The sequence below is a fragment of the Variovorax sp. WDL1 genome (genome assembly GCF_001541225.1).
In the GTDB taxonomy this organism is placed as follows: domain Bacteria; phylum Pseudomonadota; class Gammaproteobacteria; order Burkholderiales; family Burkholderiaceae_C; genus Variovorax.
The window spans coordinates 27,736-44,495 of record NZ_LMTS01000124.1; the positions used below are offsets into that span (position 1 = coordinate 27,736).

The window sequence follows — 16,760 nt, forward strand, 5'->3', positions numbered from 1 at the left end:
GCGGTTCGCCGCTTCCGCCCGCGCGCGAGTTCCCCGTGCTGTACGAGGACGATGCCATGATTGCGATCGACAAGCCCGCGGGCGTTGCGGTCCACGGCGGCAGCGGGGTGAGCTCCGGCGTGATCGAGCAGCTTCGCACGGCGCGGCCGGCGGCCCAATTCCTGGAGCTCGTGCACCGGCTGGATCGCGAGACCTCGGGCATCCTGCTGGTGGCCAAGAAGCGCAGTGCCTTGACTCGCTTGCAGGACCAGTTTCGCGAGCGCGAGACGGGCAAGACCTACCTGGCGCTGGTCGAGGGCCACTGGCCGGCGAACAAGAAGGTGCTCGACGCACCACTTGCACGCTTTCTGCTGCCGAGCCGACCGGGATCCTCCGAGCCCGGCGAGCGGCGCGTGCGCGTTGTGGCCAAGGACCACCCTGACGCCATGCGTGCCGTGACGCTGGTCAAGGTGCTGGCGCAAGTTTCGTTGTCGATCGAGCCGGCGGCGTTTTCCCTCCTCGCCGTCACCATCAAGACAGGCCGCACGCACCAGATTCGCGTCCACCTTGCCTCCGGCGGACATGCGATCGCCGGCGACGACAAGTACGGCGACTTCGATCGCAACCGCGCGCTGCAAAAGCTCGGCCTCAAGCGCATGTTCCTGCATGCCTGGCGCCTCCAGTTCACCCATCCCGCGAGCGGCGAGCGAATGGCGTTGCAGGCAGAGCTGCCGCCCGAGCTGCGCGCGCTGATGCCTCAGCCCGCGCTCGATGCGCTCGCCATTACCGCCCCACCCGTTACCCATGACTGATAGCCGCCCGCGCCGCTTCGACCTGATCGCCTTCGATTGGGACGGCACCCTCTACGACTCCACCCGCCTCATCGTGCGCTGCATCCAGGCCGCGGTGGTCGATGTCGGTGGCGCCAGGCCGAGCGAGAACGACGCCGCCTGGGTGATCGGCCTGGGACTGGCCGAGGCGCTGGCCCGCGCGGCGCCCGATGTGCCCCGCGAAAAGTACGCTGAGCTTGGAGCTCGCTACCGGTACCACTATCTCAAACACCAGGACGACCTCGTGCTGTTCGACGGCGTCCTGCCGTTGCTCGATGCGCTTCAGGACCGTGGACACAGGCTGGCGGTGGCCACCGGCAAGTCGCGGCGCGGACTGAACGAAGCCCTGGCCACCGTTGCGCTGCGCGAGCGCTTCGACGCCTCGCGCACGGCCGACGAGACATTCGGCAAGCCGCACCCGCGCATGCTGCTGGAGCTGATGGAGGAACTGGAGGTGCCGGCTGAGCGCACCCTGATGATCGGCGACACCACCCATGATCTGCAGCTCGCGATCAACGCTGGCTGTGCGAGCGTGGGCGTGAGCTACGGCGCGCACGAGCCTGACAATTTCGGCGCGCTGCAGCCCTTGTACGTGGCGCACTCGGTGTTCGGCCTGAAGCAATGGCTACTCGACAACGCATGAGAATCGCGGAATGAGCGAAAGCATTCCCCTGTGCAATGCGGCCGATCTGGTGGAGGGCGGCCGTGCCGTGCCCTTCGACGTGGTTCACGGTGGCCAGACCTGCCGGGCCTTCGCGGTTCGCTACGAAGGCCAGGTGCATGCCTATCTGAATCGCTGCAGCCACGTGGCGATGGAACTGGACTTCCAGCCCGACCGCTTCTTCGACGACAGCGGCCGATGGCTGCTGTGCGCGACCCACGGCGCCGTCTACAAGCCGGACACCGGCGAATGCGCCGGCGGGCCCTGCCGCGGCGGCCTTGTGAAGATCGCGCTGAGCGAACGGGACGGCGTGGTGCACTGGCATACTGCCTGGAACCTCCAACCCCTGGCTTTCTGACATGACCGACCCCCACCGCACGGAACCCGAGGGTTTCGAGCCTTTCGAGCGCGCCACGCCGCCGCACAGCAGCTCCAGGAGTGATCCCACCCAGCAACCCGGCTGGGAGCGAGCCACGCTCGAGAAGCTCGCCTTCGCCAGCCTGCGCGAGCAGCAGGCCGCGCGCCGCTGGAAGATTTTCTTCCGGCTGAGCTGGCTGGCCTTCTTCATCTTCCTGATCTGGCTGGCCGTCTCGCGTGGCACGCCGACCACCGCCAAGACCACCGCGCACACGGCGGTCGTCGAGATCAAGGGCGAGATCGCCAACGGCGCCGATGCAAGCGCGGAGTTCGTGGTGGCGGCGATGAAGACCGCCTTCGAGGATGAGGGGGCCAAGGGCGTCGTGCTGTTGATCAATTCGCCCGGGGGAAGCCCGGTGCAGGCCGGGATCATCAACGACGAGATCCGCCGCCTGCGGGCCAAGCACAAAAAGCCGGTGTACGCGGTGGTCGAGGAGACCTGCGCCTCGGCGGCCTACTACATCGCCGCGGCGACCGACAAGGTGTTCGTCGACAAGGCCAGCATCGTCGGAAGCATCGGCGTGCTGATGGACGGCTTCGGCTTCACCGGGCTGATGGAGAAGGTCGGCGTCGAGCGCAGGCTGCTGACGGCCGGCGAGAACAAGGGCTTCCTCGATCCATTCAGCCCGATGAGCGATGCCCAGCGTGCGCATGCGCAGCAGATGCTCGAGCAGATCCACGCGCAGTTCATCGACGTGGTGAAGAAGGGCCGGGGCGATCGACTGAAGACCGGGACGCCGGGACTGTTCAGCGGCCTGTTCTGGAGCGGCCAGCAGGCGGTGGACCTCGGGCTCGCTGATCAGCTCGGCAATGTCGACTTCGTCGCCCGTGAGGTTGTCAAGGCAGAGGAAGTCATCGACTACACCCGCCGCGACAACGTGGCCGAGAAGCTCGCCAAGAAGTTCGGCGCGGCGCTCGGCGATGCTTCGGTGCGGGCGATGCGCAGCGCGCCTGCGCTGCGCTGATCAGGCCGGGTCGGCCCAGCGCGCCGACGCTGCCAGACCCACGGCGAAGGCCACCACGACATAGAGTGCCGCGGTCAGCGAACTGACCTCGGCCAGGAAGCCGATCACTGGCGGCCCCGCCATGAAGCCGAGATAAGCCGCCGCCGAAACCGCCGCGATGCCGCGCGCCGGCTCAACGCCCGGCACGCGCGCGGAAGCCGCGAACAGGATTGGCACCACGTTGGCGAATCCGGCCCCCACGCCCGCGAAGCCGACCAGCGCCAGCCATGGGGCATCGGTCAGCAGGACCAGTGCCATGGAGGCCGCGGCCAGCAGGGCGCTGCCGCGCAGCAGCACGGCCGGCGCGAAGCGCGCGCGCATCGCGTCGCCGCAGAAGCGCGTCGCGGCCATTGCAGCCGAGAAGCTGGCGTACGCGAGTGCAGCCTGCTGTTGCGGACTGCCCAGCTCCTGCTTGAGATAGAGCACGCTCCAATCGTAGATCGCGCCTTCGGCAATCAGCCCCAACGCGGCCAGTACGCCGAGGATCACGAGGGCGCCGCGGGGCAGGCGGAAGCCTTCGTTGTTGGCCGCGAAGGCGGTGGCTTCGCGGGGCAGCATCCATTGGGTGGCAGATGCGATCACCAATGCCATTGCGCTCGCCACGAGCGTCAGATGCGACTGCGGTGCCATGCCCGCGGCCAGCGCCGCGCTGCCGGTCACCGCGCCGGCCATCCCGCCCAGGCTGAACATGCCGTGCATCCCGCTCATGAGCGGGCGCCCGTTGCGCAGCTCGAGCTCTGCGGCTTCGGTGTTGATCGCCACGTCGAATACGCTGGTGACGATGCCGAAGGCCGCCAACAGGCCCAGCAATGCGGCATAGCCCGGCATCACCAGCAGGCCGGCGAGCAGCAGGGCGTAGACAGCCCCGCAGGGACCAGCCGTCGTGCGCGCTCCGTAGCGGCCGATCCACCGGCTCGCCTGCGTAAGGCCGAGCAGGGCGCCCATGCCGGCTGCGAGCATGGCCAGACCGAGTTCAGCCTCCGTGACGCCGTATTGGGTCTTGACTGTCGGGATGTGCACGCCCCAGGTGGCGAAGATGAAGCCCGAGGCAAAGAACTGTGCGCGCGATGCCCAACGCGTACGCGCGGCCGGCTGCATGACGGTCGCAGACACGCCTAGCGCCCGATCGCGAATACGGCGGGCATGCGTTCATCGGTGCCGAGGGGCTTGGCGCGCCAGGCTTTCACCGGTTCGCTACGAATGTCGGCGCTCGCGAGCGTCAAGCCGCGGGCCACCGCGAGTCGTGTGTTGTGCTGGAGGGTCTGCATCAAGGCTTGCAGCAGGGCTGCATTGCGGTAGGGCGTCTCAATGAAGAGTTGGGTCTGGCCGGTGCGCAGCGCGAGCGATTCGAGCTCGCGGATGCGCTGCACGCGGGCTTCGGCTTCCTGTGGCAGGTAGCCGACGAAGGCGAAATTCTGGCCGTTGAGTCCGCTGGCCGCGAGCGCGAGCAGCAGCGACACCGGGCCGATAAGGGGGACCACCGCGATGCCCAGTTCATGGGCTGCGCGCACGACGGACGATCCGGGGTCGGCAACCGCCGGCATACCGGCCTCGCTCAGCAGTCCGATATCCGTGCCGGCCAGCGCTGCGGCGAGCAGCGGGCGCGCATCGAACTGACCCGCTTGGTGATCGCCCTTCTTGTGGACTTCGCGCGGCAGCTCCTGGATCTGCTGGGCCTGCAGGGGCGCGGCGAGCGGCACGACGCCATCGATGCGTTTGAGATAGGCGCGTGCCGATTTCGCGTTTTCGCAGATCCAATGGGTGATGCCGGCGGCGGCCCGCAGCGTGCCGAGCGGCAGCACCTCCTGCAGTGTGGCCTGCGTGTCGCATCCGAAATCCAGAGATGCCGGAACCAGGTAGAGCTTGCCTCGGCTCACAGCAGATCGATCCCTGCGGCGCGCAGCATGTTGGCGGTGCGGATCAAGGGCAGGCCCACCAGCGCCGTCGGATCGTCGCTGTCGATGGCGTCCAGCATCGCGATGCCGAGGCCTTCGCTCTTGGCGCTGCCTGCACAGTCGTACGGCTGCTCTGCCAGCAAATAGCGCTCGATCGCCGCGTCGCTGAAATTGCGGAACGTGACCCGCACGGGGGCGAGCTCGCGCTGGCTGAAGCCGCTGGCTTGGCAGACCACAGCGACGGCGGTCTGGAACACCAGGGTCTGGCCGCGCATGCGTCGCAGCTGGGCGGCCGCGCGGGCGTGGTCTCCGGGCTTGCCCAGCGGCTCGCCGCCCAGGTCGGCCACCTGGTCGGAGCCGATCACCACAGCCTCCGGGAAGCGGCGCGCCACCGCCAAAGCCTTCTCGAGGGCGAGCCGCTCGGCCAGGGTGCTTGGCGACTCCTCGGGACGTGGCGTTTCGTCGACCTCGGGGGGGTGGACCTCGAATGGCAGAAGGAGGCGAGCGAGCAACTCGCGACGATATCGCGAGGTCGAGGCAAGAATCAGGGGGCGTTGCATGGCCCATGATTGTGCGTGAGCGGTTTAGACTGGCAACGATGAGCAGAGAATTCACCTCCGGCAGGCTCGACGTGAACCGCTTCGCCGAGGCGGCCGCGACGCTTTCGGGCGAGGAGCCCCTCCAGGCCTATCCGCGCCTTGGCGAGGAACTGGCCGCGCCCGCGGCGGACTCCCGCGTCCGTTGGAAGGCCGTCGGCACTCAGCGCGACGGGCATGCGGACGCCACGGTTCCCTGGCTCCATCTGAGCGCATCGAGCACGGTGCCGCTGGTTTGCCAGCGTTGCCTGACCCCGGTGGACGTCGAGTTGAAAGTCGACCGATGGTTTCGGTTTGTCGCTGACGAAGGCACGGCGGCTGTCGAAGACGAGGAATCCGAGGAGGACGTGCTCGTCGCAAGCCGAGATTTCAATCTGCACGCCCTGATCGAGGATGAACTGCTGATGGAAATCCCGGTTACCCCGCGCCACGAACATTGCCCGGAGCCGGTAAGGCTGTCCGCGGCCGATCCCGAGTTCGACGCCGCCGAGGCGACTCGCCCCAATCCCTTCGCAGTCCTTGGCGGCTTGCGGTCGGACAAGCGGAAATAGGCTTGGGATCGAGGGGCTGGCATCTGGTGCTTCGATGGAGCTATAATCACGGGCTTCGCGCGCGCCGCCCCTTGCAGGTGGCCGATGGACGGTAAGGGCCGCCAGAGCCCACGGTCGAGCGCGTGCCCGCCCACTCACCCGAACATTTTCAGGAGCCAGCATGGCTGTCCAGCAAAACAAGAAGTCGCCTTCCAAGCGCGGCATGCATCGTTCCCACAACGCCCTCGGCGTGCCGGGCTTGGCCGTCGAGCCGACCACCGGCGAGACACACCTGCGCCACCACATCAGCCCCAACGGCTTCTATCGCGGCCGCAAGGTGCTCAAGACCAAGTCAGAAGCCTGATCTGCTGTTTCAAGGCTGAAGGCCCGAAGCTACTTTTGCCGTAGCGTCGGGCCTTTGTTTTGATGGTTACGTCTTCCGATTCCGTAACGTCCGCACCGCGCGCGATCACGCTGGCCGTCGATTGCATGGGCGGAGATCATGGGCCGCGCGTCACGCTCGCTGCCTGTCGGTCCTTTCTCGCGCGTCATGCGGAGGCCTCGCTGCTTCTGGTTGGCGCCCCCGCCGCGCTCGCCGGTTTTTCGCACCCGCGCGCCCGGGTTGTACCAGCAAGCGAAGTTGTCGGCATGGACGATCCGGTCGAGGTCGCGCTCCGGAAGAAAAAAGATTCTTCGATGCGGGTCGCGATCCAGCAGGTGAAGGATGGCGTCGCCCAGGCCGCGGTTTCGGCGGGCAACACCGGTGCGTTGATGGCCATTTCGCGCTACTTGCTCAAGACCCTCGAGGGCATCGATCGACCAGCCATCGCCCCCCAACTGCCCAACAGCAAGGGCGGCGCGACCACCGTGCTCGATCTTGGGGCGAACGTGGATTGCGACGCGGAAGACCTTCTGCAATTCGCTGTGCTGGGCTCTGCGCTGGTCTCCGCGCTGACGGGGAACGAGTCGCCTTCGGTCGGCTTGCTCAACGTGGGCGAAGAAGCGATAAAAGGCAGTGAAACGATCAAGAAAGCGAGCCAACTGCTGCGAAAGGCTGCAGCCTCGGATGATCTGAATTTTTACGGCAACGTCGAGGGGAATGACATCTTCAAGGGTACGACCGACATTGTCGTCTGTGATGGCTTTGTCGGAAATGTCACATTGAAAGCGACAGAAGGCGTTGCCTCGATGATCGTCGACTTCCTTCGAATCGAGTATTCGAGCAGCATTTTCAGTAAATTTGCGGCGATCGTGTCCTATCCTGTCCTAAAAGCGCTCAAGCGTCGCCTGGATCATCGCCGATACAATGGCGCGGCCCTCCTCGGGCTGCGGGGGCTGGTATTCAAGAGCCATGGCTCTGCGGATGAAGTGGCCTTCGGTCATGCGCTGGATCGCGCTTATGATGCCGCTCGCAACAACCTGCTCGATCGCGTGCGGGCCCGCATCGCCCACGCCGCGCCATTGCTCGCGCGGCAAGAGCCGGCGACGCCGGTCGACACGGCGGCGCTTCACGTTTGATGACTCCTTTTTCCCGCATCACCGGCACCGGCAGTTACCTGCCGCCGCGTCGAGTAACCAATGACGAACTCGCCCGCGAACTCGCGGCGCGTGGCATCGAAACTTCTGATCAGTGGATCGTCGAGCGAACGGGCATCCGCGCCCGACACTTCGCTGCACCCGATGTGACCAGCAGCGATCTTGGTGTGCACGCCGCCAAGCAGGCGCTCGAGGCCGCAGGCCGCAGCGCTGCCGAAGTCGATCTGATCATCGTTGCGACCTCGACGCCTGACATGGTGTTTCCTTCGTCGGCAGCCATTCTTCAGAACAAGCTGGGCATTGCCGGCTGCCCTGCCTTCGACGTGCAGGCCGTGTGCAGCGGCTTTGTCTATGCATTGACGGTGGCGGACGCAATGATCCGCACGGGCAGCGCCAAGTGCGCGCTGGTCATCGGTGCGGAAGTGTTCTCGCGCATCCTCGATTTCAACGACCGCACCACCTGCGTGCTGTTCGGCGATGGCGCCGGCGCGGTGGTGCTCGAGGCCAGCACCGAGCCCGGCATCCTCGCCAGCGACCTGCATGCCGACGGCAAGCACGCTGGCATTCTTTGCGTGCCCGGCCATGTCTCTGGTGGCAATGTGCTCGGCACGCCTTTGCTCCATATGGACGGGCAGGCCGTGTTCAAGCTCGCAGTCCGCGTGCTGGAGGAGTCCGCCCGTGCCTGCCTTCATAAGGCCGGCAAGGCAAACACCGAGATCGACTGGCTGATCCCCCATCAGGCCAACATCCGAATCATGGAAGGCACTGCGCGAAAGCTCAAGATGCCGCTCGAGAAGCTTGTGGTGACCGTCGACGAGCATGGCAACACCTCCGCAGCCTCCATTCCGCTGGCGCTGGACGAGGCGGTCCGTGGTGGCAAGGTGAAGAAGGGTGACACAGTCATGCTCGAAGGCGTTGGCGGTGGCTTCACCTGGGGCGCGGTGCTATTGAATATGTAGTGCGGCGCGCCGTCCCGTGACGGCGATGCGCGCAACGGAGACGCAGTATGAAATCCTTCGCTTTCGTATTCCCGGGCCAGGGCTCGCAGGCGGTCGGCATGCTCGACGCCTGGGGTGACCACCCGGCCGTGGTCGAGACACTGCGCGAAGCCTCCGATGCGCTGGACGAGGATGTCGCCCGCCTGATCCGCGAAGGCCCGAAAGAAGCACTAGGTCTCACTACCAACACGCAACCCGTGATGCTGGTGGCTGGCATCGCCGCCTGGCGGGCGTGGCTGGCCGAAGGCGGTGCCAAGCCGGCGCTGGTCGCCGGCCACTCACTGGGCGAGTACTCGGCGCTTGTGGCTTCGGGCGTGCTCACCCTGGCGCAAGCGGCGCCGCTGGTGCGCTTTCGTGCCCAGGCGATGCAGCAGGCCGTGCCGGTCGGCGCGGGTGCGATGGCGGCGGTCCTCGGGATGGACGCGGAAAAGGTGAAGGTAGGTTGCTCAGAGGTGACCGCCGGCTTCGGGCCCGGCAGTGCCGAGATCGTCGAGGCCGTGAACTTCAACGACCCGATGCAGACAGTGATCGCCGGCAGCAAGGCAGCGGTCGACAAGGCCTGTGAAGTACTCAAGGCCAAGGGCGCCAAGCGGGCGCTCCCCTTGCCGGTATCGGCCCCCTTCCACTCCAGTTTGATGCGGCCTGCGGCCGAAGCCCTGCGCCAGCGGCTGGCATCGGTGAGCCTGGCGGCGCCGCAGATCCCGATACTCAACAACATCGATGTGGCGGTGGAAACCGAGGCCGACCGGATCCGCGACGCCTTGGTGCGCCAGGCTGCGGGCCCCGTGCGGTGGGTGGAAAGCGTGCTGGCCCTGAAAGGGCGCGGCGTGGAGGTCATCGTGGAATGCGGGCCCGGCAAGGTGCTCGCCGGAATGGCAAAGCGCATTTCGCCCGAGCTCGTCGCGGCCTCTGTCTACGACCCGGCAACCCTGGCGGAAACCCATCAACTGCTCGGCGCCTGACGCCGGCTCAACATTTCACCTCCCATGAGTATTCCCAAATTCGAGGGCCAGGTGGCTCTTGTCACCGGTGCCTCGCGCGGCATCGGGGCGGCGATCGCGCTCGAACTCGCGCATCGTGGCCTGCAGGTCATCGGTACCGGCACCACCGAAGAGGGCGCCAACAGAATCACCGCCGCGCTCGGCGCTCATGGTGGACGCGGCTTGGCGCTCGACGTGAACGATGGTCCGGCGGTCGAGGCGCTGGTCGACCAGATTGTCAAGGCTTATGGTGCGATCCACGTGCTGGTCAACAACGCCGGCATCACGCGCGACATGCTGGCCATGCGCCTGAAGGATGAGGATTGGGATGCGGTGCTCGACACCAATCTCAAGGCCGTCTTCCGCCTTTCGCGCGCGGCGATCCGTCCCATGATGAAGCAACGCTACGGCCGCATCATCAGCATCACCAGTGTGGTCGGCGCGTCGGGCAATGCCGGCCAGGCCAACTACGCCGCGGCCAAGGCCGGTGTCGCGGGCATGACCCGTGCGCTGGCACGCGAGCTCGGCAGCCGCAACATCACGGTCAACTGCGTCGCGCCCGGCTTCATAGAGACCGACATGACCGCCAACCTGCCCGAGGCCCAGCAGCAGGCGCTGCTGGCGCAGATCCCCCTCGGCCATCTCGGCAAGCCGGCGGATATCGCCCATGCCGTCGCCTACCTGGCTTCGCCTCAGGCCGCCTATGTGACCGGGCAGGAGTTGCATGTCAATGGCGGCATGCATATGTGAGGAAGCAATTCCTTTGCTGGTTGGGGCAGGGCCAAACGCCATGATCCGGCCGGCTAAAATCATCGATTACCTACAACCCTTAGAGGGAACCAAATGAGCGATATCGAAGCACGTGTCAAGAAAATCATTGCCGAGCAACTTGGCGTTGAAGAGTCCCAGGTCACCAACGAGAAAGCTTTTGTCGCGGACCTCGGTGCAGACTCGCTCGACACGGTCGAACTGGTGATGGCACTCGAAGACGAATTCGGCATCGAGATCCCGGACGAAGACGCCGAGAAGATCACGACTGTCCAGAACGCCGTCGACTACGCCACCAAGAATCAAAAGGCCTGATATCGGCCACACTGGGTTCCTGCATCGGTTTGCGGCTGCCATGAACGCGCAGTCCGCCCGATGGTCTCAGTGCCTTCAGAAAGGTTTGCCGGCATGACCAAACGCCGCGTCGTTGTGACCGGACTCGGTTGCATTGCCCCTGTCGGAAATACCGTCGCCGAGTGCTGGGCCAATCTGCTCGCCGGAAAGTCGGGCATCGACACCATCGCCAGCTTCGATGCGAGCGCTTTCGCGTGCAAGTTCGCGGGCGAGGTGAAGGGTTTCGACATAACCCAGTACATTGCCGAAAAGGAAGCGCGCCACATGGATCGCTTCATCCACCTCGGCTTGGCTGCTGCGATGCAAGCGGTGCAGGACAGCGGTCTGCCGACCGGCGATGCGCTGTCCCACGAAGACGCCGTTCGCATAGGCTGCAATATCGGCTCCGGCATCGGTGGACTCCCCATGATCGAGGCGACACACGCCGAGCTGACCAAGCGCGGGCCGCGCCGCGTCTCCCCGTTCTTCGTGCCCGCTTCGATCATCAACATGATCTCTGGCCATGTGTCGATCCTGTACGGCTTCAAGGGGCCCAACATCGCGATCGTTACGGCCTGCACCACCGGTTTGCATGCGATCGGCACCTCCGCTCGCATGATCGAGTATGGCGACGCCGATGTGATGATTGCCGGCGGTGCCGAGTCCACGGTTTCGCCGCTCGGCATTGGCGGCTTTGCCGCGGCCCGCGCGCTGTCCACGCGCAACGACGACCCCGCCACGGCCTCTCGCCCCTGGGATCGCGACCGTGACGGCTTCGTGCTCGGCGAGGGCGCGGGAGTGGTGGTGCTCGAGGAATACGAGCGAGCCAAGGCACGCGGCGCCAAGATTTACGCTGAAGTCGCTGGCTTCGGCATGAGCGCCGATGCCTTCCACATGACCGCTCCGGACGTCGATGGGCCGCGTCGCTCGATGGTGGCTGCGCTGAACAACGCCAGCGTCAACCCCGACCAAGTCCAGTACCTCAACGCGCACGGTACCTCGACGCCGCTCGGCGACCTCAACGAGACCAACGCGATCAAGAAGGCCTTCGGCGAGCAAGCCGGGAAGCTGGTGGTGAATTCGACCAAGTCCATGACCGGCCACCTGCTGGGGGGTGCCGGGGGCATCGAGTCGGTGTTTACCGTGCTGGCGATCCACCATCAGAAGAGCCCTCCGACGATCAACATCTTCAATCAGGATCCGGAGTGCGATCTCGACTACTGCGCCAATGAAGCGCGCGATCTCAAGATCGACGTCGCAGTGAAGAACAACTTCGGGTTCGGCGGCACCAACGGCACGCTGGTGTTCAAGCGCGCTTGAATTCCCAGGACCCATGCACGGCGCCCCGTCGGTGAGCTACCCGGTGGGGCGTTCGCGTATTGCGGACCGTCTCCTGCTACTCCTTTGGATCAGCGGCGCGTGCTGCGCGGTTGCGGCATGTGCTCGGCTGGGCCAGGTAGACTGGCGCGCCGGGCTGCTGGTCCTCTGCGCCCTCGCAGCAGGCGTGGCTGCATGGAGAGGCTCGCCACGCCGTGCTTCGTCCGATGTGCTAGATTTCGACGGCTCGCGCTGGTCGATTAGGGGCGCGACGGCCGTGCAGGCGGCTCGCGTGCGGATTGCCCTCGATGGCCAGTCCTGGCTTCTCGTACGCATGACTGAACCCGGCGGCGCCTGCAGGTGGGTCTGGCTCGAGCGGCGAACCATGCCGGAACGCTGGCAGAACTTGCGCCGTGCGGTATATTCGCGCCCCATTCCGGCCAGCCGGACCCTGACCGACGCCGGGTCCGCGCCCATCGGCGCGCAACACCCTCTTTCATGACCGCAGCTCCGCCGCCCGTCCCGCCCGATGCCGGCCTGACCGATGCGCCGACCGCCGCGCCGCCCAGAGCCGGGGAGGTCGATTTCCAGTTGGTTCAGCGCACGGTCGCGGGCGATCAGAAGGCCTTCGAATTGCTTGTCCTCAAATACCAGCGTCGGATTGAGCGGCTCATCGGCCGCATGGTGCGGGACGTGAATCTGGTCGAGGACATCGCGCAGGAGACCTTCATCCGCGCCTATCGCGCCCTGCACCAATTCAGGGGCGAGGCGCAGTTCTACACGTGGCTCTACCGCATCGCTGTCAACACGGCCAAGAAGGCCCTGGTGGACATGAAGCGCGATCCGACGGTGACCGAGAGCATGCTGCGTTCGTCTTCCGATGAGGATGATGAAACTTACCGGCCTGGAAACGAACCAACCAGCGACGAAACGCCCGAATCCGTGCTGGCCGCCAATGAAATCGCGGCCGCCGTCGAAGCAGCGATGGAGGCACTGCCCGCAGAGCTGAGGCAGGCGGTCACGCTGCGCGAGATCGAAGGCATGAGCTACGAAGAGATCGCCGAGGTCATGAGTTGTCCCATCGGTACGGTGCGGTCGCGGATTTTCAGGGCGCGCGAAGCCATTTCGGCCAGAGTCAAACCGTTGCTGGACAACCAGTCCGGCAAACGTTGGTAAGCAGGTGAACAAGATGAAGCACACAATCACTGTCCATGAGCAGGTTTCCGCACTCGCCGACGGGCATCTGCGGGATGACGAGTTCGCCCAGATGATTGACAAGGTCTGCGGTAGCGATGACTTGCGCGCGACCTGGCATGCCTACCATGTCGTCGGGGATGTCCTGCGGTCCGGCGTCCATACCACGTGCAGCGACAGCTCGCAGTTCCTTTCGCGGCTCCAGCAACGACTGGCAGCGGAGCCCTCCGTTCCGGTGCTCGCCCCGGATGTCACGGCAATGCCCGTGCTGCGTCGCGCCGAGGCGGCCAACGAGCCGGTATTCCGATGGAAGCTCGTGGCCGGTGCGGCATCGCTCGCAGCTGCTGCGGCCATCGGCTGGAACTGGGTCGGGGGTGCCGGTCCTCATTCGGCGGCGCAACTGGCGCAGCAACAGCAGGGCTCGGGCTCGGTGTTAGCCGCAAGCGGGTCCGCGCCGCAGGGCGCATCCGCCCTGGCGCCGATGCGAGTCGTAGTGGGGAATGGGCACCCGCAGGTCATGCTGCGCGATCCGCGCCTCGACCAGTTGCTTGAAGCGCACCAGCAAGTGGGCGGCGCCTCCCAGATGCCCTCGGGTTTCCTGCGCAATGCGACCTTTGACGGGCCGTCGCGTTGATGATCGTGCGTCCGCAATGACTGTCTCGATGCTGATGTCTGCGCGTGGCGCGGTGCTCCTGGTTGCGGCGCTATGCGTCGCGCCGATGGTCGTAGCCCAGAGCGGGGCGCCCTCACCGTCGGCAAAGGGGGCGATCAGCGCGGCCAGCGGCGAGGCGCCGACGTTGAGCGTGGTCGAGTGGCTGCAGCGCATGCACACGGCATCGCGGCAGCGTTCCTATGCAGGGACCTTCGTCGTTTCCGCAGCCGGCGGGAACCTGTCGAGTGCCCGCATCTGGCATGTCTGCGAAGGCGACCTCCAGTTCGAGCGCGTCGAGGTGCTGTCGGGGCCGCCGCGCTCGACCTTCAGGCGCAACAACCACGTGATGACCTTCCTGCCCGAGATGAAGATCGTCAAGAGCGAGAAGCGCGAGAACCTCGAACTGTTTCCGAATCTGCTCGGTGCGCCCGACTCCGCGATCGGCAACTACTATGGTGCACGCGTAGTAGGCAAGGATCGTGTCGCGGGCTTCGATGCCGACGTCGTGCACCTGGAGCCGCGCGATGGCCTGCGTTTCGGCTACCGCATCTGGAGCGAGCGGCGATCGGGCCTGGTCGTGAAGTTGCAGACGCTCGACGGCGAGAACCGGGTCATCGAACAGTCTGCCTTTTCCGAACTCCAGCTCGATGCACCGGTCAAAGCGCAGGCATTGGCGCAGATGATGGCCAGCACCGCAGGCTACACGGTGGAGAAATCCGAGCTCGAGCGCAGCACGCCTCTCAAGGAAGGTTGGGCCCTGCGAGCTCCCATTGCCGGTTTCAAGCCTGTCAGTTGCTACAGGCGCGCGATGGGCACTGCGGCGGGCGGCGAGCAAGGGCACACCATGCAGTGGATATTCTCCGATGGTCTGGCAACTGTCTCGCTCTTCGTGGAGCCTTACGACGCCAAACGTCAACCGCGGGAGGTCCTGCTCGCACTCGGCGCCACCTACACCCTGACGCGCAAGCTGTCGAACGAGGATGGCGATTGGTGGTTGACCGTGGTCGGCGAAGTCCCGCCTCAGACGCTCGATGGATTCGCGCAGAGCCTTGTGCGCGCGCGTTGAGCCGCCATATTGATTTTTGTTTTCTCCCATAAGGAAGCCGATGATGTTCAGAACCGAGAGGAACAGGATCCGCTCATTCTTCCTGGCCGGCGCATTCATGCTCGCCTCCGGCGCTGCGCTGCTGCCGGTCACACCGGCCAGTGCGCAGAGCCAGGCGCGCGTGCTGCCCGACTTCACCGATCTGGTCGATCAAGTCGGCCCGGCGGTGGTCAATATCCGAACCGTAGAGAAGGTGACGCAGCGCGGCGGCAGCGGCGAGATGGACGAGGAGATGCAGGAGTTCTTCCGCCGCTTCTTCGGCCAGCCCATGCCCAGCATCCCGCGCCAGGGGCCGCGCCCGAATCGGCCCCAGTCACCGCAGGAAGAGGAGCGGCCGCGGGGCGTGGGTTCCGGCTTCATCCTGACGTCCGACGGATTCGTGATGACCAACGCCCACGTGGTCGACGGCGCATCCGAGGTTGTGGTGACGCTGGTCGACAAGCGCGAATTCAAGGCCAAGATCATCGGGGCTGACAAGCGCACCGATGTCGCGGTCGTGAAGATCGACGCCACCGGTCTCCCGGCCGTCAAGGTCGGCGACATCTCCAAGTTGCGCGTCGGCGAATGGGTGATGGCCATCGGCTCGCCCTTCGGCCTCGAGAACACCGTGACAGCCGGCATCGTGAGCGCGAAGCAGCGTGACACCGGCGACTACCTGCCCTTTATCCAGACCGACGTCGCCATCAACCCGGGCAATTCCGGTGGGCCGCTGATCAACATGCGCGGCGAGGTGGTTGGAATCAACAGCCAGATCTATTCGCGCTCGGGCGGCTTCATGGGCATCTCCTTCTCGATTCCCATCGACGAGGCAATTCGCGTGAGCGACCAGCTACGCACGAACGGCCGGGTTTCGCGCGGACGCATCGGTGTCCAGATCGACCAGGTCACAAAGGATGTAGCCGAATCCATTGGCCTGGGCAAAGCCCAGGGCGCCCTCGTGCGCGGGGTGGAGGCGGGTTCACCGGGCGAGAAGGCCGGCATCGAGCCCGGCGACATCATCACCCGCTTCGACGGCAAGGCCATCGACAAGCCCAGCGATTTGCCGCGCCTCGTCGGCAATACCAAGCCGGGCACCAAGAGCACGGTCACTGTATTCCGCCGTGGCAATTCGCGCGACCTGAGCGTGACCATTGCCGAGATCGAGCCCGAGAAGCCGGTGCGGGCGGCCGAAAGCGAGGAGCAGCCGGCCACCAAGCCGTCAGCCTCGGCGGCTGCCAAGTCGCTGGGCCTCGCCGTCAGTGACCTTACGGAAGCACAAAAGAAAGAGCTCAAGCTCAAGGGCGGGGTGAAGATCGATTCGGCCACCGAGGCGGCGACCCGCGCTGGCCTGCGCGAGGGAGACATCGTCCTGGCCGTCAACAACACAGAAGTTGCAAACGCCAAGGAGTTTGAATCCGCGCTGGTGAAGGCTGACAAGAGCAAGCCCGTGAGCGTGCTGTTCCGGCGCGGCGATTGGGCCCAGTACGCCCTCATCCGCCCCGCACGCTGAACGGCGCCGGCGTCAAGTGGCCCCATCCCGCAGTCGGGTTTGGGGCTTTTTTGCATCTTGTTTTGGTGTTCCTGCAACCCAAAGCAAAAATTTTTTGATGGGCTCCGAGTGGCTTCAGTTGTTGGTGTCCGCTAACTTGTGAAGGGGCTAACGACGGTTTTCGGTAGAATAGGCCGCCGAGGGCCCCCGCGCGGCGCATAAGCCGGCAGAGCTTCTCCACGATGCGGGATTCCCGCATGTCGCCCACCGGTGCTCCACAGATCGCCCACAAGTTGTTAAGGAACTGGTCCACCGATTCTGTTGATAAGCTGTTTATAAGTCCGATGTTGCTGACCCGCAACGACCGATCCGAGGCCCAGGCCCGTCTGTACGCGCCCCCCTTTTTGCCTACAATGAAGTTCCAACTACTGCAGTTGCCATTGCTTGTTGGTTCAGGGCGCGTCTCTTGGGGACGCGCCCTTTTTTCTTGCCTGCAG

At 65.4% G+C, this 16,760-nt stretch carries 19 protein-coding genes; 16 read left to right on the plus strand and 3 right to left on the minus strand.

What is annotated here, in order from left to right:
• The 4 genes from APY03_RS16760 to APY03_RS16775 all read left to right on the plus strand — a co-directional run.
• Positions 1 to 791 (plus strand): RluA family pseudouridine synthase (locus tag APY03_RS16760; protein ID WP_232324305.1); only part of this gene is annotated, 791 nt, incomplete at its 5' end.
• Positions 784 to 1,452, plus strand: a complete 669-nt coding sequence (locus tag APY03_RS16765; RefSeq protein ID WP_068678314.1) for an HAD-IIIA family hydrolase — start codon at positions 784 to 786, stop codon at positions 1,450 to 1,452. The genes APY03_RS16760 and APY03_RS16765, both read left to right, overlap by 8 nt.
• 10 nt (positions 1,453 to 1,462) lie before the next feature.
• Positions 1,463 to 1,828 carry a Rieske (2Fe-2S) protein gene (locus APY03_RS16770; protein ID WP_068678315.1) on the plus strand — a complete coding sequence of 122 codons (366 nt, stop codon included), beginning with the start codon at positions 1,463 to 1,465 and terminating at the stop codon, positions 1,826 to 1,828.
• A gap of 1 nt (position 1,829) precedes the next feature.
• The gene (locus tag APY03_RS16775) at positions 1,830 to 2,852 is read left to right on the plus strand and encodes a S49 family peptidase (protein ID WP_068678316.1); all 1,023 of its coding nucleotides are present in this window, start codon (positions 1,830 to 1,832) and stop codon (positions 2,850 to 2,852) included.
• Here the strand turns inward: APY03_RS16775 and APY03_RS16780 are convergent, their stop codons facing one another.
• Genes APY03_RS16780 through APY03_RS16790 form a run of 3 tightly spaced genes read right to left on the minus strand, consistent with a single transcriptional unit; the run spans position 2,853 to position 5,346 of the window.
• Positions 2,853 to 4,004 carry an MFS transporter gene (locus APY03_RS16780; protein ID WP_332112703.1) on the minus strand — a complete coding sequence of 384 codons (1,152 nt, stop codon included), beginning with the start codon at positions 4,002 to 4,004 and terminating at the stop codon, positions 2,853 to 2,855.
• A 2-nt stretch (positions 4,005 to 4,006) separates the two neighbouring features.
• Positions 4,007 to 4,768 (minus strand): SAM-dependent methyltransferase, encoded by a 762-nt coding sequence (locus APY03_RS16785; protein WP_068678317.1) that lies wholly within the window; start codon positions 4,766 to 4,768, stop codon positions 4,007 to 4,009.
• Entirely contained in the window at positions 4,765 to 5,346 is a 582-nt protein-coding gene (locus APY03_RS16790) for a Maf family protein (RefSeq protein WP_068678318.1), read from the minus strand. The genes APY03_RS16785 and APY03_RS16790 overlap by 4 nt, the downstream gene beginning before the upstream one ends.
• A 38-nt stretch (positions 5,347 to 5,384) precedes the next feature.
• On the opposite strand from APY03_RS16790, the gene APY03_RS16795 reads away from it, so the two are divergent.
• From APY03_RS16795 to APY03_RS16855, 12 genes are all read left to right on the plus strand, one after another.
• Positions 5,385 to 5,933 (plus strand): YceD family protein, encoded by a 549-nt coding sequence (locus APY03_RS16795; protein ID WP_068678371.1) that lies wholly within the window; start codon positions 5,385 to 5,387, stop codon positions 5,931 to 5,933.
• Between the two features lie 160 nt (positions 5,934 to 6,093).
• On the plus strand, positions 6,094 to 6,276 hold the full coding sequence (gene rpmF / locus APY03_RS16800) for a 50S ribosomal protein L32 (protein ID WP_068678319.1): 183 nt from the start codon (positions 6,094 to 6,096) through the stop codon (positions 6,274 to 6,276).
• A gap of 62 nt (positions 6,277 to 6,338) precedes the next feature.
• The gene (gene plsX, locus APY03_RS16805) at positions 6,339 to 7,430 is read left to right on the plus strand and encodes a phosphate acyltransferase PlsX (protein ID WP_083944424.1); all 1,092 of its coding nucleotides are present in this window, start codon (positions 6,339 to 6,341) and stop codon (positions 7,428 to 7,430) included.
• The gene (locus tag APY03_RS16810; protein WP_068678321.1) at positions 7,430 to 8,407 is read left to right on the plus strand and encodes a beta-ketoacyl-ACP synthase III; all 978 of its coding nucleotides are present in this window, start codon (positions 7,430 to 7,432) and stop codon (positions 8,405 to 8,407) included. Before plsX ends, APY03_RS16810 begins: the two co-directional genes overlap by 1 nt.
• Positions 8,408 to 8,454: 47 nt before the next feature.
• Complete coding sequence (gene fabD / locus APY03_RS16815; protein ID WP_068678322.1) at positions 8,455 to 9,408, plus strand: ACP S-malonyltransferase; 954 nt, start codon at positions 8,455 to 8,457, stop codon at positions 9,406 to 9,408.
• A 24-nt stretch (positions 9,409 to 9,432) separates the two neighbouring features.
• A complete protein-coding gene (gene fabG, locus APY03_RS16820; protein WP_068678323.1) occupies positions 9,433 to 10,176 on the plus strand; it encodes a 3-oxoacyl-ACP reductase FabG in 744 nt (247 codons plus the stop codon).
• Positions 10,177 to 10,269: 93 nt separating this feature from the next.
• The gene (gene acpP / locus APY03_RS16825; RefSeq protein ID WP_007830471.1) at positions 10,270 to 10,509 is read left to right on the plus strand and encodes an acyl carrier protein; all 240 of its coding nucleotides are present in this window, start codon (positions 10,270 to 10,272) and stop codon (positions 10,507 to 10,509) included.
• 93 nt (positions 10,510 to 10,602) lie between these two features.
• A complete protein-coding gene (gene fabF / locus APY03_RS16830) occupies positions 10,603 to 11,847 on the plus strand; it encodes a beta-ketoacyl-ACP synthase II (RefSeq protein ID WP_068678372.1) in 1,245 nt (414 codons plus the stop codon).
• Between the two features lie 495 nt (positions 11,848 to 12,342).
• Positions 12,343 to 13,020, plus strand: a complete 678-nt coding sequence (gene rpoE, locus APY03_RS16840) for an RNA polymerase sigma factor RpoE (RefSeq protein WP_068678325.1) — start codon at positions 12,343 to 12,345, stop codon at positions 13,018 to 13,020.
• Positions 13,021 to 13,033: 13 nt separating this feature from the next.
• Entirely contained in the window at positions 13,034 to 13,672 is a 639-nt protein-coding gene (locus tag APY03_RS16845; RefSeq protein WP_068678326.1) for a sigma-E factor negative regulatory protein, read from the plus strand.
• Positions 13,673 to 13,688: 16 nt separating this feature from the next.
• Entirely contained in the window at positions 13,689 to 14,756 is a 1,068-nt protein-coding gene (locus APY03_RS16850) for a MucB/RseB C-terminal domain-containing protein (RefSeq protein WP_068678327.1), read from the plus strand.
• 40 nt (positions 14,757 to 14,796) lie between these two features.
• Complete coding sequence (locus APY03_RS16855; protein WP_068678328.1) at positions 14,797 to 16,284, plus strand: DegQ family serine endoprotease; 1,488 nt, start codon at positions 14,797 to 14,799, stop codon at positions 16,282 to 16,284.
• Positions 16,285 to 16,760: the final 476 nt, after the last annotated feature.